Source organism: Reyranella sp., assembly GCF_044224635.1.
Taxonomy (GTDB): domain Bacteria; phylum Pseudomonadota; class Alphaproteobacteria; order Reyranellales; family Reyranellaceae; genus Reyranella.
In genome coordinates this window covers 18,102-38,158 of sequence record NZ_JBGAKA010000029.1, presented here as the reverse complement: position 1 = coordinate 38,158, position 20,057 = coordinate 18,102, and the positions used below count along the sequence as shown (strand labels likewise).

At 66.7% G+C, this 20,057-nt stretch carries 18 protein-coding genes and 1 pseudogene; 10 read left to right on the top strand and 9 right to left on the bottom strand.

Annotation, left to right across the window (positions count from 1 at the left end; genetic code table 11):
• The first annotated feature begins 30 nt into the window (after nt 1-30).
• Nucleotides 31-1,275, top strand: coding sequence for an MFS transporter (locus tag ACILR9_RS23175; RefSeq protein WP_395712328.1), 1,245 nt, complete (start codon nt 31-33; stop codon nt 1,273-1,275).
• Nucleotides 1,276-1,283: 8 nt separating this feature from the next.
• On the opposite strand, the gene ACILR9_RS23170 is transcribed toward ACILR9_RS23175, so the two are convergent.
• Entirely contained in the window at nt 1,284-2,336 is a 1,053-nt protein-coding gene (locus tag ACILR9_RS23170) for an EF-hand domain-containing protein (protein WP_395712327.1), read from the bottom strand.
• A gap of 125 nt (nt 2,337-2,461) precedes the next feature.
• Here ACILR9_RS23170 and ACILR9_RS23165 point away from each other — a divergent pair, with 125 nt between their 5' ends.
• The 5 genes from ACILR9_RS23165 to ACILR9_RS23145 all read left to right on the top strand — a co-directional run bounded on the left by ACILR9_RS23165 (nt 2,462) and on the right by ACILR9_RS23145 (nt 8,530).
• Nucleotides 2,462-2,608, top strand: a complete 147-nt coding sequence (locus ACILR9_RS23165; protein WP_395712326.1) for a hypothetical protein — start codon at nt 2,462-2,464, stop codon at nt 2,606-2,608.
• Nucleotides 2,609-2,730: 122 nt separating this feature from the next.
• Nucleotides 2,731-3,870 (top strand): acyl-CoA dehydrogenase family protein, encoded by a 1,140-nt coding sequence (locus ACILR9_RS23160; RefSeq protein WP_395712325.1) that lies wholly within the window; start codon nt 2,731-2,733, stop codon nt 3,868-3,870.
• 120 nt (nt 3,871-3,990) lie between these two features.
• A complete protein-coding gene (locus ACILR9_RS23155) occupies nt 3,991-5,202 on the top strand; it encodes an acetyl-CoA C-acetyltransferase (protein ID WP_395712324.1) in 1,212 nt (403 codons plus the stop codon).
• Between the two features lie 146 nt (nt 5,203-5,348).
• Complete coding sequence (locus ACILR9_RS23150; RefSeq protein ID WP_395712323.1) at nt 5,349-7,598, top strand: 3-hydroxyacyl-CoA dehydrogenase NAD-binding domain-containing protein; 2,250 nt, start codon at nt 5,349-5,351, stop codon at nt 7,596-7,598.
• 143 nt (nt 7,599-7,741) lie between these two features.
• Entirely contained in the window at nt 7,742-8,530 is a 789-nt protein-coding gene (locus ACILR9_RS23145) for a 2-keto-4-pentenoate hydratase (protein ID WP_395712322.1), read from the top strand.
• Between the two features lie 105 nt (nt 8,531-8,635).
• On the opposite strand, the gene ACILR9_RS23140 is transcribed toward ACILR9_RS23145, so the two are convergent.
• The 4 genes from ACILR9_RS23140 to ACILR9_RS23125 all read right to left on the bottom strand — a co-directional run bounded on the left by ACILR9_RS23140 (nt 8,636) and on the right by ACILR9_RS23125 (nt 12,258).
• Complete coding sequence (locus ACILR9_RS23140; RefSeq protein ID WP_395712321.1) at nt 8,636-9,613, bottom strand: NADPH:quinone oxidoreductase family protein; 978 nt, start codon at nt 9,611-9,613, stop codon at nt 8,636-8,638.
• Between the two features lie 10 nt (nt 9,614-9,623).
• Entirely contained in the window at nt 9,624-10,601 is a 978-nt protein-coding gene (locus ACILR9_RS23135) for a Bug family tripartite tricarboxylate transporter substrate binding protein (RefSeq protein ID WP_395712320.1), read from the bottom strand.
• A gap of 239 nt (nt 10,602-10,840) precedes the next feature.
• Complete coding sequence (locus tag ACILR9_RS23130) at nt 10,841-11,314, bottom strand: PaaI family thioesterase (protein ID WP_395712319.1); 474 nt, start codon at nt 11,312-11,314, stop codon at nt 10,841-10,843.
• 20 nt (nt 11,315-11,334) lie between these two features.
• Nucleotides 11,335-12,258 (bottom strand): IclR family transcriptional regulator, encoded by a 924-nt coding sequence (locus ACILR9_RS23125; protein ID WP_395712318.1) that lies wholly within the window; start codon nt 12,256-12,258, stop codon nt 11,335-11,337.
• 265 nt (nt 12,259-12,523) lie between these two features.
• Between ACILR9_RS23125 and ACILR9_RS23120 the strand changes: the two genes are divergently transcribed.
• From ACILR9_RS23120 to dxs, 3 genes are read left to right on the top strand one after another with little or no spacing between them, the layout of a single operon-like run.
• Nucleotides 12,524-12,778 (top strand): exodeoxyribonuclease VII small subunit, encoded by a 255-nt coding sequence (locus ACILR9_RS23120; protein WP_395712317.1) that lies wholly within the window; start codon nt 12,524-12,526, stop codon nt 12,776-12,778.
• 9 nt (nt 12,779-12,787) lie between these two features.
• Nucleotides 12,788-13,699, top strand: coding sequence for a polyprenyl synthetase family protein (locus tag ACILR9_RS23115; RefSeq protein ID WP_395712316.1), 912 nt, complete (start codon nt 12,788-12,790; stop codon nt 13,697-13,699).
• A 27-nt stretch (nt 13,700-13,726) separates the two neighbouring features.
• Complete coding sequence (gene dxs, locus ACILR9_RS23110; protein ID WP_395712315.1) at nt 13,727-15,652, top strand: 1-deoxy-D-xylulose-5-phosphate synthase; 1,926 nt, start codon at nt 13,727-13,729, stop codon at nt 15,650-15,652.
• Nucleotides 15,653-15,831: 179 nt separating this feature from the next.
• On the opposite strand, the gene ACILR9_RS23105 is transcribed toward dxs, so the two are convergent.
• The gene (locus ACILR9_RS23105) at nt 15,832-16,494 is read right to left on the bottom strand and encodes a peroxiredoxin (protein WP_395712314.1); all 663 of its coding nucleotides are present in this window, start codon (nt 16,492-16,494) and stop codon (nt 15,832-15,834) included.
• A gap of 85 nt (nt 16,495-16,579) precedes the next feature.
• Nucleotides 16,580-16,795 (bottom strand): annotated as a pseudogene (locus ACILR9_RS23100) (UbiD family decarboxylase domain-containing protein); the annotation flags it as partial.
• A gap of 155 nt (nt 16,796-16,950) precedes the next feature.
• Here ACILR9_RS23100 and ACILR9_RS23095 point away from each other — a divergent pair.
• Nucleotides 16,951-17,706, top strand: a complete 756-nt coding sequence (locus tag ACILR9_RS23095) for a TlyA family RNA methyltransferase (protein ID WP_395712313.1) — start codon at nt 16,951-16,953, stop codon at nt 17,704-17,706.
• Nucleotides 17,707-17,989: 283 nt separating this feature from the next.
• Here the strand turns inward: ACILR9_RS23095 and ACILR9_RS23090 are convergent, their stop codons facing one another.
• Together ACILR9_RS23090 and ACILR9_RS23085 are read right to left on the bottom strand one after the other, a co-directional pair.
• Nucleotides 17,990-18,964: a class I SAM-dependent methyltransferase gene (locus ACILR9_RS23090; RefSeq protein WP_395712312.1), complete on the bottom strand. Its 975-nt coding sequence runs from the start codon at nt 18,962-18,964 to the stop codon at nt 17,990-17,992.
• On the bottom strand, nt 18,961-20,013 hold the full coding sequence (locus ACILR9_RS23085; RefSeq protein WP_395712311.1) for an alcohol dehydrogenase: 1,053 nt from the start codon (nt 20,011-20,013) through the stop codon (nt 18,961-18,963). The genes ACILR9_RS23090 and ACILR9_RS23085 overlap by 4 nt, the downstream gene beginning before the upstream one ends.
• Nucleotides 20,014-20,057 lie beyond the last annotated feature (44 nt).

Here is a 20,057-nt window from a genome sequence, read left to right as displayed (position 1 = left end):
CACGATGACGATCTACCGGACCATTCGGCCTTGAGCGGCCGTACCCGCGTGGTCGTCGCGGCGGCCGCCGGCAACATCATCGAATGGTACGACTTCGCCATCTATGGCTATTTCGCCATCTCGATCGGGCGGACGTTCTTTCCGCTCGGCGACCCGGTGGCCCAGGTCATGGCGGCCTTCGGCGTATTTGCCGCGGGCTACCTGATGCGACCCTTGGGCGCTGTCCTGACAGGGATCATCGCCGACCGACGCGGCAGGCTCCGGGCGCTCAGCATTTCCGCCGCCACGATGGCCGTCCCGACATTCGTGGTCGGCCTGCTGCCCGGCTACGACGTGCTGGGCGAGGCCGCGCCGATTGTGTTGATCCTCTGCCGCATGGTTCAGGGATTGGCGGCCGGCGGGGAATGCACGACATCGTTCACGTTCCTGATCGAGAATGCGCCGCCCCATCGCCGCGGGCTGTTCGGATCGGTCGCGATCGCCAGCAACAACCTCGGCATGCTCCTGGGATCGGCATCTGGCGCGGCGTTGGCGAGCTTTCTCACGGTCGAGGCCCTGCACGACTGGGGCTGGCGCATGCCGTTCCTGCTTACCCTGGCGCTGGGTGTGGTGGGCTATCTGCTGCGCCGGTCCCTTGCGGAGACCGGTCTGCCGGTACATTCAGGCCATGTGCCGATCGGCCGGCTGTTCCTCCTTCACCGGCGTCTGATCGTGCAGCTGTGCGGCCTGGCTGCCTTCGCCTCGGTGAGCTACTACCTGATGTTCCTCTACGTCGTCAGCTGGCTGCAGATGGTCGATGGCCTGCCGCCGCAGACCGCACTGACGGTCAATACCGAGAGCTTCGTCGTCCTGATCCTGGCGACGCTGAGCGCGGGCTGGCTCAGCGATCGCGTCGGCCGCAAGCCGATGCTGCTCGCCGGCATGATCACCGGCTTCGTGCTGGCGGTGCCGCTGCTGTGGCTCATGCATCACCCCGCCACGGTTTTGCTGTTGCTTGGCCAGCTGGGGTTCGTGCTGATCATCAGCTGCGCCGTCGGCGTGCAGCCGGCGATGATGGTCGAATCGACACCGCGCGAGGTCCGCTGCACGGCGATCGCGCTGGCCTTCAATCTGAGTTATGGCGTCCTGGGCGGATTGAGCCCGCTGGCCGCCGCCTGGCTGATCCATCGCAGCGGGCTCGATCTCAGCCCGGCCTTCATGATCATGGGCGCGTCGGTCGTGGCCCTTATCGCCGTGCTGTCGCTCAGGGAGCCGCATCGGCAGGCGCCGCTGTAGGCCTGCGCCTATCGCGTTCCCTGCGGCAGGCCTGGCGCGAGGCCGGGCGCCGGTTGCGGCTGGCCCCCCCGCGGTGGCTGGGCCGGCGCCGGACGCTGCTGCTGCTGTTGCGGCGGCGCCGGCGGCTGCAGCGTTTGCAGGAAGGCCTTCACCTTCTCGGTCTCCCGCTCCTGCGCCTTCTTGCCTTCCTCCTCGTTGAGGAAGCGGTCCTTGTTGAGGTCGCTCTCGAGGAACTGGCGCAGGGCGTAAGCCGTCAGCTCGACGCGGCTCAGCACCCCATCCTTGTCGGTGTCGATCTCCTGGAACTTGCGGATGATGATCTTGCGACGGATATCCATGGGCAGCAGCCCCTGCGCCTCCTTGCCATCGGCAGGGCCGGCGAGCACCAGGTACTCCTGCTGCGAGATTCGCCCGTTGTGGTCCTTGTCGATCTGGTCCGCATCGCGCAGGTGAATGTCCATCAGGTCGTTGAGCGCGGTGAGCCCTTCGCGGCGCCGGGCCTCGATCTGCTGGCGCTCGGCCGATTGGCGTGCCAGCGCACGCTGCACGATCAGGCGAACTTCCGGCTCGGTCAGGCGATTGTCGCGATCCGTGTCGTACTGATTGAACTCGGAATGGACCAGGACCTCCGCCTCGGCCCGTTCGACGAAGCCACTGCGATCGGTGTCGAGGTTCTGGAACTCCACCCGCGCACGGTTGCGCCGCTCCTCGACCGTCGGCCCGCCGGGCGCGTCGACCGAGTAGGGCGGCTCGGCCACCTTGCTGTATTCCTCGAGCGACAGCTTGTTGTCCTTGTTGCTGTCGAGCTCCTCGAACGACTTCATGCGATAGGCCAGGAACTGCGCCCGGGTGATCTCGCCATTCTTGTCGACGTCGGCCTCGGCGAACCACGAGGGCAAGGGAACCGCCGCCGGCGCGTTGCCGGCCTGAGGCGGCCGGCTCGGTTGGGCAGGCGGCGTGGCGGGGCGGCTGGCTGGCCAGCCTTGGGTAGGGGGTGTCTGGGCGAAGGTGGAGGTCGCGAGCGCGAGACTTGAAACCAGAACGGTAGAGAGAAGTCGCATCAAATTAGTTCCGCAGTGCCCCAGAGTATCGGATGACAACGCCCAGTGCGTCGCACGCTGCACTGCATTCCCTCCTTGGGCTGCAATCGCGTCGAAACGGTGGCGCCGCACCAGTGTAGCCGGTCTTGTCGCGGCGTGCCTGTCGATTAAAGTTCACCGCTCACCCCGAAAGCCAGGTCTGCACGCCCGAGCAGTCGAGGGAGCGGGTCGGCTTCCTGTCCAACCTGCGGCGCGACTGCCGCTTCGTGGTGGTTTTCGACCAGCAGCCCTGACCGGCTGGTCTCAGTTGACGTTTACGTAAAGGTAACCTACATCGCCAGCGCTGGCGGAGCAGCCGCCGGCGGCTCAAAGTCTCGCTGAGAAGACCCTCGAAATCCGATCGGAGGAAAGCCGAGTGACCGCGCTGGCTGCCCATTACACCCCCGAACACCAGATGTTCCGCGACACCTGCCGGCGCTTCTTCGACAAGGAGGTCGTGCCCTTCCACATGAGGTGGGAGGAGGAGGGCATCGTGCCGCGCGAGCTGTGGCGCAAGGCCGGCGAGCAGGGGCTTCTGGGCATGACCATGCCCGAGGCCTATGGCGGCGCCGGGGCCGACTTCCTCTACAGCGCCATCCTGATCGAGGAGCAGGGCCGCGCGCTTGCCTCGGGGCCGGCCTTCTCGCTGCACAACGACATCGTGGTGCCCTACCTGCTGCATTACGGCAGCGAGGAGCAGAAGCAGAAATGGATCCCCAAGGCCTGCTCGGGCGAGCTGGTCACCGCCATCGCCATGACCGAGCCGGGCACCGGCTCCGACCTGCAGTCGGTCAAGACCAACGCGGTGATGGACGGCAATCACTGGGTGATCAACGGCTCCAAGACCTTCATCAGCAACGGTCAGCTCGCCGACCTGGTGGTGGTCGTCGCCAAGACCGATCCCAAGCTCGGCGCCAAAGGTACCTCGCTGATCGTGGTCGAGACCACTACGCCCGGCTTCAAGCGCGGCCGCAATCTCGAGAAGATCGGCATGAAGGCGCAGGACACGTCGGAGCTGTTCTTCGACAACGTCCGCGTGCCGGCCGATCATCTGCTGGGCGGCTCCGGCATGGGCTTCATCCAGCTGATGCAGCAGCTGCCGCAGGAGCGACTGGTCATCGCCATCCAGGCGATCGCCGCGATCGAGGCGGCGATGGCGCACACCATCGCCTACGTCAAGGAACGCAAGGCGTTCGGCAAGCAGATCATCGATTTCCAGAACACCCGCTTCAAGCTGGCCGAGCTCAAGACCAAGGCCCACGTCGCGCGGGTGTTCGTCGACGACTGCATCGCCCGCCATCTCGAGGGCAAGCTCGACGTCGCCACTGCCGCCATGGCCAAGTACTGGACTACCGACCTGCAGTGCGAGGTGGTCGACCAGTGCCTGCAGTTCCACGGCGGCTACGGCTACATGTGGGAATTCCCCATCGCGCGCCTCTACGCCGACGCGCGCGTGCAGAAGATCTACGGCGGCACCAACGAGATCATGAAGGAACTGATCGGACGGACGCTTTAGGCAACGACGGAGTGAACAGGCCCACTGTCATCCTGAGCGAAGCGAAGGATCTCATGCCGATGGCAAGCGGCGATGAGGTCCTTCGCTACGCTCAGGACGACGAGAGATAGGAGAACGACCATGACCGATGCATATATCTACGACGCCGTCCGCACGCCGCGCGGCAAGGGCCGTAAGGACGGATCGCTGCATGAGGTGACTCCGGTCCGGCTGGCCGTCACCGCGTTGCAGGCGATTCGCGACCGCAACAAGCTCGACACCCATCTGGTCGATGACGTGGTGCTGGGCTGCGTCATGCCGATCGGCGAGCAGGGCGCCGACATCGCGCGTACCGCCGCCGTGATGGCGGGCTACGCCGAATCGGTGTCGGGCGTGCAGGTCAACCGCTTCTGCGCCTCCGGCCTCGAAGCGACCAACATGGCGGCGGCGCAGGTCATGTCTGGCCAGAGCGAGGCGGCGATCGGCGGCGGTGTCGAATCGATGTCGCGCGTGCCGATGGGCTCCGATGGCGGCGCCTGGGCGATCGATCCGGCGGTGGCGCTGCCGATGTATTTCGTGCCGCAGGGCATCTCGGCTGACCTGATCGCGACCAAGTACGGCCTGAGTCGCGACGACGTCGACGCCTATGCCGTCGAATCGCAGAAGCGCGCCAAGCACGCCTGGGACAACGGCTACTTCAAGAAGTCGATCGTGCCGGTGAAGGACCAGAACGGCGTGCAGCTGCTGGCGCACGACGAGCTGATGCGGCCCACCACCACCATGCAGACGCTGGCGGCACTGGAGCCCAGCTTCAAGATGCAGGGCGAGATGATGCCGGGCTTCGACGCCGTGGCGCAGCAGCGCTACCCCGAGGTCGAGAAGGTGACGCACGTCCACCATGCCGGTAACTCGTCGGGTATCGTCGACGGCGCCGCCGCCATCCTGCTCGGCACCAAGGAGTTCGGCGAGAAGGCTGGCCTCAAGCCGCGCGCGCGCATCCGCTCCTTCGCCTCGATCGGCTCGGAGCCGGCGATCATGCTGACCGGCCCGGCCCCGGCCTCGGAGAAGGCGCTGAAGCGCGCCGGCATGACCGTGAAGGACATCGACCTGTGGGAGCTCAACGAGGCCTTCGCCGCGGTCGTCCTGCGCTACCTGCAGATCCTGAAGATGCCGCACGACAAGATCAACGTGAACGGCGGCGCCATCGCCATGGGCCATCCGCTGGGCGCCACCGGCGCCATGATCCTGGGCACGCTGCTCGACGAGCTCGAGCGGCGTAACCTCTCGACCGGCCTCGCCACGCTGTGCGTCGGCGGCGGCATGGGCACCGCCACCATCATCGAGCGGGTGTAGCGCCCTCGGATGCCCGCCCTTCGAGACGCGACCCTGCGGGTCGCTCCTCAGGGTGAGGAATCTGGGTTGCCATAACCCTCACCCTGAGGAGCGAGCAAAGCGAGCGTCTCGAAGGGTGGGCCACACGAAGAATTTCGGAGACGGATATGATCACCTACAACGTCGACAGTGACGGCATCGCCACCCTCACCTGGGACATGCCGAACCGCACGATGAACGTGCTGAACGAGGCGTCGATCACCGCCTATGCCGGCGCGCTCGACACCGCGCTCAAGGACGACAAGGTCAAGGGCATCATCGTCACCTCGGGCAAGGCCGACTTCATTGCCGGCGCCGACCTCGAGATGCTGCTGGCCACCGACACCTCGGATGCCGCCAAGCTGATGGACCAGTTCAGCCAGCTGCAGCGGCTGTTCCGTCAGCAGGAGACCGGCGGCAAGCCGATCGTCGCGGCGATAAACGGCACGGCCCTGGGCGGTGGCTTCGAGATCTGCCTCGCCTGCCACCATCGCATCGCCGCGGCCAACCCGAAGGCCAAGGTCGGCCAGCCCGAGGTCAAGATCGGCCTGCTGCCGGGCGGCGGCGGCACCCAGCGCATCCCGCGCCTGATCGGCGTGATGAATGCCGCGCCGATCCTGCTCGAAGGCAAGGATCTCACGGTCGATGCCGCCAAGGGCCTGGGCCTGATCCACGAGGTCGTCCCGCCGGGCGAGCTCCTGGCCAAGGCGAAGGCCTGGCTGACCGCGCCGGCCGGCGAGCAGGTCGTGCCCGAGTATGCCGGCAAGGGCGCCAAGCCGATCGACGGCCGCGCCGTGCAGCCGTGGGACCGCAAGGGCTTCAAGACGCCGGGCTTTCCCGGCGGCCAGGTGTGGAGCCCCGTGGGCGTGCAGACCTTCATCGGCGGCTCGGCGATGATCCGCGCCAAGACCAACGGCGTCTATCCGGCGCCCAAGGCGATCATGAGCTGCGTCTATGAAGGCCTGCAGCTGCCTTTCGACTCGGCGCTCAAGGTCGAGACCCGCTACTTCGTCTCGCTGCTGCGTGACCCGGTCGCCAAGAGCATGATCCGCACGCTGTTCTTTGGCCTGCAGGAAGCCAACAAGCTGGTGCGCCGGCCCAAAGGCGTGCCGAAGCAGGAGTACAAGAAGATCGGCATTCTCGGCGCCGGGCTGATGGGCTCGGGCATCGCCACCGTGGCGGTGCAGGCGGGCCTCGATATCGTCCTGGTCGATCGCGACCAGACGGCAGCCGACAAGGGCAAGGCGCACATCGCCGACGAGCTCGGCAAGCTGGTGAAGCGCGGCCGTCTCACCAAGGAACAGTGCGACGGCATGCTGGCCCGCGTTCACGCCACGCCGGATTTCGGCGCGCTGGCCGGGTGCCAGATCGCGATCGAGGCGGTGTTCGAGAACCGCGAGGTCAAGGCCGAGGCGACGAAGAAGGCCGAGGCGGCGCTCGGCGCCGACGCGGTGTTCGCCTCCAACACCTCGACCCTGCCGATCACCGGGCTCGCCGAAGCCTCGGTGCGGCCGGCACATTTCATCGGCCTGCATTTCTTCTCGCCGGTCGAGAAGATGCCGCTGGTCGAGATCATCGTCGGCAAGAAGACCTCGCCCGAGACTCTCGCCCGTGCCATGGACTTCGTGCAGAGGATCCGCAAGACGCCGATCGTGGTGAACGACAGCCGCGGCTTCTTCACCAGCCGCGTCTGCGGCGCCTTCATCAGCGAAGGTCATCGCCTGCTGAAGGAAGGTGTGCCGGCGGCAATGATCGAGAACTGCGCTCGCTACGCCGGCATGCCGGTCGGTCCGCTGGCGCTGAACGACGAGGTCGCCATCGATCTTTCCTGGAAGATCATGGACCAGACGCGGCGCGATGCCGAGGCCGCCGGCGAGAAGTTCGAAGGCGCCGGCACCGAGGACATCCTCGAGCTGATGGTGAAGAAGCTCGAGCGCTTCGGCCGCAAGAACGGCAAGGGCTTCTACGAATATCCGACCGACGGCAAGAAGCGGCTGTGGCTCGAGCTGCAGAAGTATTTCCCGGCCGATCCCAAGCTGCTCTACGGCGAGGGCGAGGAGAAGCGCGCCAAGGAGGACGAGATCAAGAAGCGCCTGCTCTACGTGCAGGCGGTCGACACGGTGCGCTGTCTCGAGGCCAACGTGCTGACCAATCCGCAGGATGGCGATGTCGGCTCGATCATGGGGCTGGGCTTCGCGCCGCAGACCGGCGGCGCGGTGAGCCTGATCGACCAGGTCGGGGTGAAGCAGTTCGTCGCCGAATGCGATGCGTTCGCCCAGAAGTACGGCCCGCAATTTGCGGTTCCCAAGCTGCTGCGCGACATGGCGGACAAGGGACAGAGCTTCTACGGCAACTACCATCCGGCCAAGGCGGCGTAACGCGCACCCTGTCATCCCGAGGCCATGGGCCGAGGGACCTTTCAGGCACCAGCAAAGGTCCCTCTTGCTGCGCTCGGGATGACAGCCATTTCTTAGTCGGCGTTTGTGCGCCACAATCCCTCCGATCGAATTCGGAGGGAAAAATGGACGCCAAGGAAGTCGCGGCACTCGCTGATCGCATCGCCGAGGGCCGGCGCAGCCGCAAGCCGATGGACATCGCCAGTGCCACGGCGAACCTGTCCGAAGCCGATTCCTACAAGGTGCAGTTCGCCGTGCACGATCGGCTGACCGCAAACGGCAGTGATCGCATGGCCGGCTGGAAGGTGGCGTTGACGCTCCCCTCGCAGTACGAACCCATGAAGCTCTCGGGCCCGGTCTTCGCCGGCATCTATCAGAGCGGCGTGCGCCCGAGCGGGGCGGTCTTCGAGAAGGGCTGGCCGATCAAGGCTGGCATCGAATGCGAGATGGTGGCGCGCCTGGCCAAGGATGTGCCGGCCGGCCAGCGCTACACTGCCGACTCGATCAAGCCGTTCGTCGGCAATCTCTATTGCGGCTCCGAGGTGGTCGAGAACCGCTACACCGATGTCGCCAGGCTGAACGGCCCGGGCCGCATCGCCGACGACGTGCTGCAAGCCGCCTGCATCATCGGCACGGAGATCAAGGGCTGGCAGTCGCTCGACTTTGCCGCCGTCAAGGGCCGTTCCGAGTTCGACGGCAAGGAGATCGGGGCCGGGCCGGGCACCAACGTGATGGGGGGCGCGCTGATCTCGCTCGCCTGGCTCGCCAACAAGCTGATCGAGCACGGCAAGCACCTCAAGGCGGGCGACGTCGTGCTGACCGGTTCGGTCCATCCGCCGGTCTTCCTGCCGGGCCCGGGTGTTGCAAAGACGGAGTTCGTCGGCCTGGGTGGCGCGAGCATCACGGTCAAGTAGCGGTTACCGCTGACAGATCGGGAAGGGCCGCCTGACACGCCACGCTCCGCGTGGCTCCTCAGGGTGAGGTCATTCTTTGGTGCTTCGATCGAACAAGATCACGCTCTAGCGCGGCGCGATGACGATCTTGCCGACCACCTCGCGGTTGGCCAGCGATCGCAGCGCCGCCGCCGCATCGGCGAGCGGATAGATCCGGTCGATCGGCGCCTTGAGCTTGCCGGTCTCGAACCAGGACAGCAGGCGGCGGAACTCGGCGTGTCCGCGCTCCGGCTCGCGCCGCATGTAGTCGCCATAGAACACCCCGATGGCGTCGCAGCCTTTCAGGAGCAGCAGGTTGGCCGGCAATCTCGGGATCTCGCCGGCGGTGAAGCCGACCACGAGAAAGCGACCGCGCCAGGCGGTCGAGCGCAGCGCCGGCTCGCTCATTGCGCCGCCTACCGTGTCGTAGACGACGTCGACGCCCTTGCCGTCGGTGAAGGCAGCGATCGCCTCGCGCAGGTTGCCGGTCGAATAGTTGACGACGGCATCGGCGCCGGCTGCAGCGACCTTTGCCAGCTTGGCGTCGCTGCCGCCGGCCGCCAGCACCCGCGCGCCCAGCAGCTTGGCCAGCTGTACCGCCGCCATGCCGACGCCACCGGTGGCGCCCAGCACCAGCACGCTCTCGCCCGGGACCAGCCGTGCGCGGTCGGCGAGGGCGTGCAGCGACGTGCCGTAGGCCGAGCCGATCACCGCGCCGGTGGTGAAATCGATCGCCGGCGGCAGGGGCACCAGCCGGACCGCCGGGACCACGACTTCGTCAGCGAAGCCACCGTTGCCCACCGAGCAGCGCACACGGTCGCCGACGGCGGTCCCGGACACGCCCGGGCCGACCTCGACGACAACGCCCGCGACTTCGCCGCCCGGCGCGAACGGGAAGTCGGGCTTGAACTGGTACTTGCCTTGCAGCACCAGCAGGTCGGGAAAGTTGACGCCGCTCGCGTGCACCTCGATGCGCACTTGGCCGGGCCGCAGGGGCGGGGAGGGCAGATCCTCCAGGACGAGGCTTTCGGGTGGGCCGAAGGCCCGGCAGATCATGGCTTTCAAGTCGGCTTCCTCATTCGGGCTCGATGCCGGCATCCTTGATGGCGGCGCCCCAGACCACGTACTGGTCGTTGACGAACTTGGCGAACGGTTCCTTCGCGTCGCCGGTCGGCTCGAAGCCGAAATCGAGGATGCGCGTCGTGATGTCGGGCATGCGCACCACGCGACTGATCTCGGAGGCCAGCCTGTCGACGATCGACCTCGGCGTTGCCGCCGGCGCGAAGGCGCCGGCCCAACCGGTAAGGCCGCCGAGAGGAAATCCCGCTTCGTCGAACGTCGGGGTGTCGGGAAAGCGCACGGGTCGGCGGCTGCCGCAGACGGCGACCATCCTGATCTTGCCCGGATGTTGCGACATGGCACCGGCCGAGCCGAACACGGCGGCGACCTGGCCGGCCAGGAGATCGGTGATCGCCGGAGCCTCGCCCTTGTACGGCACGTGGACGATGTTCATCCCGGCGCTGCGCTTCAGGTACTCGCCGATGATGTGGCCGCTGGAAGCGACGCCGTACGAGCCGTACGACAACTTGCCGGGCCGCTCCTTGACCAGCGCGACGAACTCGGCGAGCGTCCTGGCGCCCAGCGACTCGGCGATGCCCAGCGCCGGCGGCAGGTCGGCGAGCTGCGTGATCGGCGTCAGCTCGCCGAGCGTATAGGGCGGGCTCTTCTGCAACCGGATGCTCTGCACGACGCTGCTGATGGCAAACAGGATCGTGTGGCCGTCCGGTTCCGCCTTGGCGACCGCTGCAGCGCCGATCATGCCGGTCGCGCCCGGCCGGTTCTCGACGACGATCGGCTGGCCCAGTGAGGCGGACAGCTTCTCGCCGATCAGCCGCGTCATCGCATCGACATTGCCGCCCGCCGCCAGCGGCACGACGATTCGAATCGGCTTCGTCGGGTAGGGTTTCTCCGTCTGTGCCGAGGCGACAAGCGGCGCGCCCGCTACGCAAGCGCCGCCGAGCAGCGCCCGATTCACAAAATACCGTCTACGCATTCCTCCTCCGTTGCCGCCGGACGTTTCGCCGGCTTGGCCTTGTTCGCACACCTCGCGACAGAATGGCGGGCTTCGGAAGCTGGAGTCAATTAACTAACAGGTGTTAGATTAATCGGAGACGGAGTATTCCTGTCGTCCTGAGCGTCGCGAAGGACCTCATCGCCGTTTGCCACGGAGTATTTTGGGGCTTCCGGCGATGAGATCCTTCGCGACGCTCAGGATGACAATGAGGGCGGAGTTCAATCCGCGGCCTTGTCGAGGAAGGTCAGCGTGCCGTCGCTGCGCTCACCCTTGAGATAGCGGAAGGTCCCGCTGCCGGTGGCGATCAGGTCGCTTTTCTGGTCGTAGATCTCGGTCTCGGCGGCGAAGGTGCTCTGGCTGGTCGAAGGGCGCCAGGCGCCGAAGATCGTCAGCGTATCGCCGTCGCGCGCCGCCTTGATGAACTGCGTGGTGAAGGCGAGCGTCACGCTGGGACGGCGCGCCGTCGCCGTGTCGTTGAACGTGCAGGCGAACCCGCTCGCCGAGTCGAGCAGGGTCATCAGGACGCCGCCATGCAGCAGGCCGTTGGCGTTGCAAAGCTCAGGCCTGACGACAAGCTTCATCTCCACGAAACCCGGGCGCCAGGACACCACCTCATGCCCGATCAGCCCGTTGAAGCCGCGGAACTCGTGCGCGGCGACCGGCCGGGCATCGGCCGGTCGTTGGATCGGCATGTCGAAGGTCGCGCGATGGCCTAACGGCGGACCATTGCCGACAGCGGCGGACGCTGCCCGTTGGTGATCGGCCGCATCGCTGCGGGCGCCGGCGTCGCCGGCTGGGCGGCCATGCCGGTGCGGATGTCGCGTGCCACCTTGACCAGGCGCGGGCCCCAATCGGCCTCCAGCCGGTCGCGGCTGATCTGGTAGATCGGCGCCGAGGCATTGATGGCGTAGGCGGCCGTGCCGTCGGAATTGCGCAGCGGTGCGCCGACGCCGCACAGCTCGGGCAGCCATTCGCCCCAGGTGACGCAGAAGCCGCGGTCGGTCAGTTCCTTGAACGAGCGCTCGAGACCGGTCTTGACCTTGGTCCAATCGTCGCGCCAGCGCCGGCGAATGGCGTCGAGCTGCTTGTTGCGCTCGGCCTCGGGCAGCGAGAACAGGTAGGCGCGGCCGATCGCCGTCGTCGCCATCGGCACCCGTGTGCCGACGTCGTGGGTGATCGCCACGACCGACGGTCCGCGGCAGGCTTCGAGATAGATCATCGAATGACGGTCGCGGCCGCCCAGCGCGGTCGAGGCATTGAGGGCGTGCGCGATCTGCTCGAGCGGCTGGCGCGAGGCGCGGCGCACATCCATGCTCGAGATCGCGGCATAGCCCAGCGCCAGCACCGAGGCGCCGAGCTCGTACTTGCGGAAGCGGCGGATGTAGTTGAGGTAGCCCAGCTCGGTCAGGGTATGGGTGAGGCGCGCGACCGTCGGCTTGGGCAGGCCGGTGCGATGGGCGATCTCCTGGTTGCCGAGCATCCCTTCGCCGGCATGGAAGGCGCGCAGAATGTCGAGCCCGCGGGCGAGCGCGGTGACGAACTGGCGGTCCTTGCCGGTCGAGCCCTCGGCAAGCCCGTTCTCGACCGAGCTTTGGAAGGCGGCGGTTCGCGTGACCAGATGACTGACGTTGCCCATTGCGTTTTTCTCCTATGAATGGCCGTTTATTTCGTTGCGAGGCGAAACGTGCCACCGCCTCGCGAATGCCGCAATGCGCGAACGAAGGTTTTGACCTGCGAACGTGCAAAGCCGCCATGTCACAGCTGCGTGAATCGTCGTCGAACAGCGGAATTCGCCGATGAAACAGGGGTTATTCGATGAGTTGTCGTAGGGTCCACAGCCGGCGTCTGGCCCAGACGGGGGCGGACGGCTACGATTGATGAACACCCCCCGAGAGGCAATATTGGCCAAAGAAACTACGCTGCCCAAGGAAATAACCACCCTGTCGTTCGAGGATGCCCTGAAGGAGCTGGAAGCGATCGTGCAGCAGCTCGAGCGCGGCCAGGTCAAGCTCGACGAGGCCATCACTGCCTACGAGCGCGGGGCCCTTCTCAAGCGCCACTGCGAGCAGAAGCTTGCCGAAGCCAAGATGAAGGTGGAGAAGATCGTCTTTGCGGCCGACGGATCGGTCAGCAGCCAACCCACCGATCTTCAGTAAGCCGTACCCATGCCCCTGTCGTCACATCGCCGGTTCGACGCCGCGCTGGAGTTTGCTGCGCAGTCGGTCGAGCGCACCATGGAGCGGCTGCTGCCCAAGGGAGAAGCTGGAGAATCGCGCGTATTCGAAGCCATGCGCTATTCCAGCCTCAATGGCGGCAAGCGCCTGCGCGCTTTCTTCGTCCTGGCGGGCGCCACGCTGTTCAGGGTATCGGCCCTGTCGGCCCTGCGCACGGCCAGCGCCATCGAGTTCGTGCATGCCTATTCGCTCGTCCATGACGACCTGCCGGCCATGGACGACGACGACCTGCGACGCGGCAAACCCTCTTGTCACAAGCAGTTCGACGAGGCGACCGCCATTCTGGCCGGTGACGCCCTGCAGGCCCTGGCCTTCGAGGTGCTGGCCCATGAGGACACGCACGGCGATCCGTCGGTGCGTGCCTATCTGGTCAGCGAGCTCGCCAAGGCGGCCGGTGCCCACGGCATGGTGGGCGGCCAGATGCTCGACATGCTGGCCGAGAGCCAGGAGGCCGGGGAAATGTCCATCGGCGCCATTACCCGTCTGCAGCGCCTCAAGACCGGCGCCCTGATCTCGTTTTCCTGCACGTCAGGGGCGATCCTGGGGAAGGCGAGCGAGCCCATGCGCGGGGCGCTGGCCGCCTATGCGCACGATCTGGGCCTCGCCTTCCAGATTGTCGACGATCTGCTGGACATCGAGGGCGACGCTGCCCAACTGGGGAAGACGCCGGGCAAGGATGCGGCGGCGGGCAAGGCCACCTTCGTGTCCATTCTGGGCCAGGAGCGCGCCCGCGCCCAAGCGAACCTGCTGGCACACCAGGCAGCGCAGCATCTCGAGCCGTTCGGTGATGCAGCAGACCTCCTGAAGCAGGCCGCTGAATTCGTTGTCGCACGGCGGGCATAGGGCCGCCCTCGGGAGTATGATGCGTCTATGACAAGGCAGAGCACGACGCCACTTCTCGATACTGTCGACACGCCGGCCGACATCCGTCGCCTGCGCGCCGATCAGCTGCGGCAGCTGGCCGATGAGCTGCGTCAGGAGACGATCTCCGCCGTTTCCGTCACCGGCGGCCATTTGGGCGCAGGCCTGGGCGTGGTCGAGCTCACGGTGGCGCTGCACCATGTGTTCGATACACCCAACGACCGGCTGATCTGGGACGTCGGCCATCAGGCCTATCCGCACAAGATCGTGACCGGCCGGCGCAGCCGCATCCGCACCCTGCGCCAGGAGGGCGGACTGTCGGGTTTCACCCGACGCAGCGAGAGCGAATACGATGCGTTCGGCGCCGCCCATTCCTCGACCTCGATCTCGGCCGGTCTGGGCATGGCCGTTGCGCGCGATCTCGCCGGCGGCAAGAACCATGTGGTCGCCGTGATCGGCGATGGCGCGATGAGCGCCGGCATGGCCTACGAGGCGATGAACAATGCTGGTGCATTGCGCAGCCGGCTGATCGTCGTCCTGAACGACAACGACATGTCGATCGCCCCGCCGGTCGGCGCGCTGTCAGGCCATCTCTCGCGCCTGCTGTCGGGGCGACCCTATGTCACCCTGCGCAATCTCGGCCGTACCTTTGCCGAGGCGCTGCCGCGGCCGCTCGAGATGGCGGCGCGACGCGCCGAGGAGTTCGCACGCGGCTTCGTGGCCGGCGGCACGCTGTTCGACGAGCTGGGCTTCTACTATGTCGGCCCGGTCGACGGGCACAATCTCGACCATCTGCTGCCGGTGCTGAAGAATGCCCGCGACAGCCGGCTCGACAAGCCGATCCTGGTTCATGTCGTGACCAAGAAGGGCAAGGGCTATCCGCCGGCCGAGGCGAGCGACGACAAGTACCATGGCGTCGTCAAGTTCGACGTCATCACCGGCAAGCAGTCCAAGCCGGTCGCCAACGCGCCGCAATACACCGCGGTCTTCGCCAAGGCGCTGATGGCCGAGGCCGAGGCGGATCGCCGGATCGTCGCCATCACCGCCGCCATGCCGTCGGGCACTGGGCTCGACAAGTTCGCCGAGCGCTTCCCCGAGCGCAGCTTCGATGTCGGCATCGCCGAACAGCATGGCGTCACCTTCGCCGCGGGCCTCGCCTGCGAAGGCTTCAAGCCGTTCGCTGCGATCTACTCGACCTTCCTGCAGCGCGCCTTCGACCAGGTGGTGCACGACGTCGCCATCCAGAAGCTTCCGGTGCGCTTCGCCATCGACCGCGCCGGCCTCGTCGGCGCCGACGGCGCCACCCATGCCGGCTCGTACGATGTCGGCTATCTCGGCGCGTTGCCCGATTTCGTCGTGATGGCGGCGGCCGACGAGCTTGAGTTGATGCACATGGTCGCCACCGCGGCGCAGATCGACGATCGGCCGAGCGCCTTCCGCTATCCGCGCGGCGAGGGCGTCGGCATCGAGCTGCCGGCCCGCGGCACGCCGCTCGAGATCGGCAAGGGCCGCATCGTCCGCGAGGGCACCAAGATCGCCCTACTGAATTTCGGCGCACGCCTGCGCGAATGCCATGTTGCGGCCGAGGATCTCGCTGCCAAAGGGCTCAGCACGACCGTTGCCGATGCGCGCTTCGCCAAGCCGCTCGACACCGACCTCGTGCGCCGCCTCGCGCGCGAGCACGAGGTCCTGATCACGATCGAGGAGGGCGCGATCGGCGGCTTCGCCGGCCAGGTGCTGCAGTATCTCGCGACGGCCGGCCTGCTCGATAGTGGCCTGAAGATCCGGCCGATGATCCTGCCCGACCGCTTCATCGACCACGCCGCCCCGGCCAAGCAGTACGAATGGGCCGGCCTCAACGCCCCGCAGATCGTCGCGACCGCCCTCGAGGCGCTGGGTCGCGACGTGCGGTCGATCCGGCGGCCGAGCGCCTGATCCTTTTCCTCCCCAGCTCCGCTGGGGAGGTGTCACCGTCATACGGCGACGGAAGGGTCGAGAGCCATAGTCGCGATGCCCATGACCCCTCCGTCCGCCTCGGCATTTTGGCCGCAAGGCGGCCAAAAGCCTTGGACGCGGACACCTCCCCAGCGAAGCTGGGAAGGTGGGATTGGAGATCAATCCTTCGGCTGCGGGACGATGCGCAGGTAGGGCTTCGGCGCCTTCCAGCCGTTGGGATACTTGGTCTTCGCGGCTTCGTCGGAGACGGCCGGGACGATGATCACGTCCTCGCCGCGCTTCCAGTTGACCGGCGTGGCCACCTGGTGCTTGGCGGTGAGCTGGCACGATTCGAGGAGGCGCAGCACCTCGTCGAAGTTGCGGCCCGAGCTCATCGGATAGGTCAGCATCGCCTTGATCTTCTTGTCCGGGCCGATGATGAACACCGAGCGCACGGTGGCGTTGTCGGCGGCGGTGCGGCCTTCCGAGGTCGTGCCGGCGCCTTCCGGCAGCATGTCGTAGGCGGTCGCGACCTTGAGCTCCGGATCGCCGATCATCGGATAGGTGACGGCGTGGCCCTGCGTCTCCTCGATATCCTTGGCCCACTTGGAATGATTGGACACCGGGTCGACCGACAGGCCGAGGATCTTGGTGTTACGCTTGTCGAACTCGGGCTTGAGGCTGGCCATGTAGCCGAGCTCGGTGGTGCAGACCGGCGTGAAATCCTTCGGATGGGAGAACAGAATCGCCCAGCCATCGCCGATCCATTTGTGGAACTCGATCGGTCCCTGGGTCGTCTCGGCCTTGAAATCCGGTGCCGTCGAATTGATGCGAAGCGTCATGGTGAAACCCCCTCTCGCTGTCTTTCCACCGGGGAAAAGTCGTCATTCCGGGCCCTTTGGTCAAGCCTTGGAAGAAGCCGCCGATGGAGGCCGCCTCGTCGACGCCGTCGCGCAGCGGCATGCCGGCGATGAACGGGATCTCCGGATCGTGGCCGATCGACAGCGCGAAGGGCATGTCCTTCCTGCTCCACCTCGCACAGCTCGCCGAGCGCTCGCACTGCCGCGATGTGCTCGCGCGGGCAGTGATAATGAATCGGCCGGTCCGCCTTCTGTTCTCCCCCGCCGCGCCCGTGTTAAGCACTCCGCATGGCGGGGATCAATGCGGGAGCAGCTCATGGAGCGAGTGCGGCCAATCCTCAACCAAGTCGGTGTCATCGGCTGTGACCCCGACGCAACTCTGATGAGCCCGATATCGGCTGCGCGCAGGGCGCCACCGTTGCAGGTCTAGGAAAAGCCATGGCCAAGACCCGCCTCGACATCGCGCTGGTCGAGCGTGGCCTCGCCGAGACGCGGGCCGCGGCGCAACGCCTGATCATGGCGGGACTGGTCTTTTCCGGTGACCGACGGCTCGACAAGGCGGGCCACGCCATGGCGGCCGACGTGCCGATCGAAGTACGTGGGCAGCCCCATCCCTATGTGTCACGCGGCGGCCTGAAGCTCGCACGGGGACTCGATCATTTCGCGATTCCCGTCGCCGACCGTGTCGCTCTCGATGTCGGCGCCTCGACCGGGGGCTTTACCGACTGCCTGCTGCAGCGTGGCGTCGCAAAGGTCTATGCCGTCGACGTCGGCACCAACCAGCTCGCCTGGAAGCTCCGCACCGACCCGCGCGTGGTGTCGATGGAGAAGACAAATATCCGTGACGTGACGCGGGCGGACGTGCCGGAGCCGATCGACCTGATCGTCTGTGACGCGTCCTTCATCAGCCTGCGCACGGCGCTCCCCGCGGCGCTGGCGTTGGCGGCGTCGGGCGCCCACCTCGTGGCGCTGATCAAGCCGCAGTTCGAGGTCGGCAGGGGCAGGGTGGGCAAGGGCGGCATCGTGCGCGAGCCCGGGCTGCACGCCGAAGTCTGCGCGACGATCGAAGCGTGGCTCGCAGCGCAACACGGCTGGCGGGTCCTTGGCCTCACCGACAGCCCGATAGAAGGCGCCGACGGCAACCGGGAGTTTTTGATCGCGGGGGTGCTGGAGGGAGAGCGAGGCGACTCATAGCTGGGAGCGCGCCACGGAGTGGCGCTCATGGGATGTGGGATCGACGAGATGAGCGCCACAGGAGTGGCGCTCATCTCATTCTCCTCCCCAGCAAAGCTGGGGAGGTGTCGGCGTCTTCGCCGACGGAGGGGTCAAGGGCACAGGAGGGGTTGCTCATGACCCCTCCGTCCGCGATTACGCGGACACCTCCCCAGCAAAGCTGGGGAGGAGAATGAGATGAACGCCACGCCGGCGGAGGCTACTCCGCCTTAAGTGGCGCGCTCCCGGGCATGAATGACGTCCGCTACTTCACCGCGACGCTCACCCTGAACTTGTTGTTGTCGGCGAGGCGCGTGACCGTCGCGAAATGGGAGGCAAGCACGGCGTCGTAGGGCAGGCCGCGATTGGCGACGACGAAGAAACGCCCGCCAGATCGCAGCGCCCGGGCTGCTGCAGCGATGATCTCCTGGCCCAGCTTCGGATCGGCCGCGCGGCCGGCATGGAAGGGGGGATTGCAGACGATGGCGTCGTAGGTCGCGGGCGCGGCCTCGGTGGCCAGGTCGAGCCAGTGAACGCTCGCCCGCGGATTCGTTACGTTTGCGCGGGCCGCCTCCACCGCGCGGTGTTCGGCGTCGATCAGGTCTATTGTGGTAACAGCAGGTGCGCGCGCCAGGATCTCGCGGCCGAGATAACCCCAGCCGCAGCCGAAATCGGCGACGCAGCCGGACAGATCATCGGGAAGATGACTGGCGAGCAGGGCGGAGCCGCCATCGATCCTATCCCAGCTGAAAATGCCCGGCTGGCTCACCCAGGAGCCGTCTGCGACCGGCCGCAAGCCCCCAAGTTCAGTCCAATACTCGGGCGGCAAACGATCGCCGCGCGTCAGCCAGAAAACGCGGCAGTGGAACTTCGACAGCGATCCTGCCAGGCCGAAGATCTTTCCGGCCTGCCTCTCCAGGCTCGCCGCACCATCGTCGTTGGCGCCGGCGCAGACCAGCGTTCCGCCCTCGCCGAGCAACGTCCAGCCGCGCGCGATGTTAGCGAAGTTCTCTTCCTTGTGCTTGGTGAGCAGGATCTGGCCAAGCTGATAGCCATCACCCTCGAGGCGCGGCACGACCGACCATCCCATGCGCTTCAGCCGGAGATATTCCGGGCGGAAGGACTGCTCGGCGTCACTGTCGCGGAAGGGCGATGGTTCGGCGCGCAGGAAGAACGCCCGCTGGGGGGCGAGCGCTCCGGTCTCGAAGGCGTAGGCAAGCGCCCGGCCGGCCTGGCTCACGGAACCAGGACGGCGCGTCCCATGATCAGGCCCTTGCGCAGTTCCTGCAGCGTGGCGTCGGCGTCGTCGAGCTTGCGCTTGATGATCGGCACGGGCGTCACCTTGCCGGAGGTCACGAGGTCCATCATCTCCTTCATCTCCGCCGGGCTGCCGGTCACCGAGCCGACGATCTGGCAGCCGGTGAAGGCGAACATCGGCAGCGGAATGGTGAATGTTCCGCCGAACAGGCCGACAATGACCAGCCTGCCACCGCGACCGAGAGCGCGCAGGCCGAACTGCGCCGACGATTCGGCGCCGACGAAGTCGATCGCCGCGCCCACGCCCGTGCCGCCGGTCAAATCCATCACCTGCTTGCGGGCATCCTTCTCGCGCGGATCGATGGCGGCGACGGCGCCGTTCTCCAGCGCGAGCTTGCGCTTGTTCTCGTCGATGTCGGCAACGATCGGCTCGCGGCCGAGCACCGACTTGGCGAAGCGCACGCCCATCAGCCCGACGCCGCCGGCGCCGATCACCAGGATCGGTTTGCCGCCGTCCTGGCCGACTGCCTTCTTGACCGCTCCGAACGCGGTGATGCCCGAGCAGGCATAGAGGCAGGCGAGCTCGACCGGCAGGTTGCCGTAGGGGTAGAGGTACTTGGCGTGCGGCACCACGACGTGGTCGGCATAGCCGCCGTCCTTGTTGACGCCGAGCGCCCGCGGCGTCGGGCAGAGATGCTCGATGGCGTTCTGGCAGTACCAGCAGGTGCCGCAGCCTATCCACGGGTAGACCACGGCGTTGTCGCCGACCTTGGCGCCCTTGGAATCGGGCCCGACGGCGACCACCTCGCCGACGATCTCGTGACCCATGGTGCGCGGCGGATTCATCGTCTTCTGGGTCGAGATCTTGTTGCCGCCGCCCATGTCGAAATAACCTTCCCACAGATGGACGTCGCTGTGGCAGACGCCGGCGGCTGTGATGCGCACCAGCACCTCGGTGCCTTGGGGAGCGGGATTGGCTTCCTCGACCCTCTCCAGCGGCTTGCCGAACTCGACGACCTTGTAGCTCTTCATGGGCGTGCTCCCGTAACGTCAGGGGCCGAGCATAGAGCATGCCC

Excerpts from the sequence above, each read along its gene's own strand:
- ACILR9_RS23170 (WP_395712327.1), bottom strand. The coding sequence starts at position 2,336 with ATGCGACTTCTCTCTACCGTTCTGGTTTCAAGTCTCGCGCTCGCGACC.
- ACILR9_RS23155 (WP_395712324.1), top strand. The coding sequence starts at position 3,991 with ATGACCGATGCATATATCTACGACGCCGTCCGCACGCCGCGCGGCAAG.
- ACILR9_RS23150 (WP_395712323.1), top strand. The coding sequence starts at position 5,349 with ATGATCACCTACAACGTCGACAGTGACGGCATCGCCACCCTCACCTGG.
- ACILR9_RS23145 (WP_395712322.1), top strand. The coding sequence starts at position 7,742 with ATGGACGCCAAGGAAGTCGCGGCACTCGCTGATCGCATCGCCGAGGGC.
- ACILR9_RS23135 (WP_395712320.1), bottom strand. The coding sequence starts at position 10,601 with ATGCGTAGACGGTATTTTGTGAATCGGGCGCTGCTCGGCGGCGCTTGC.
- ACILR9_RS23130 (WP_395712319.1), bottom strand. The coding sequence starts at position 11,314 with ATGCCGATCCAACGACCGGCCGATGCCCGGCCGGTCGCCGCGCACGAG.
- ACILR9_RS23125 (WP_395712318.1), bottom strand. The coding sequence starts at position 12,258 with ATGGGCAACGTCAGTCATCTGGTCACGCGAACCGCCGCCTTCCAAAGC.
- ACILR9_RS23115 (WP_395712316.1), top strand. The coding sequence starts at position 12,788 with ATGCCCCTGTCGTCACATCGCCGGTTCGACGCCGCGCTGGAGTTTGCT.
- dxs (WP_395712315.1), top strand. The coding sequence starts at position 13,727 with ATGACAAGGCAGAGCACGACGCCACTTCTCGATACTGTCGACACGCCG.
- ACILR9_RS23105 (WP_395712314.1), bottom strand. The coding sequence starts at position 16,494 with ATGACGCTTCGCATCAATTCGACGGCACCGGATTTCAAGGCCGAGACG.
- ACILR9_RS23095 (WP_395712313.1), top strand. The coding sequence starts at position 16,951 with ATGGCCAAGACCCGCCTCGACATCGCGCTGGTCGAGCGTGGCCTCGCC.
- ACILR9_RS23085 (WP_395712311.1), bottom strand. The coding sequence starts at position 20,013 with ATGAAGAGCTACAAGGTCGTCGAGTTCGGCAAGCCGCTGGAGAGGGTC.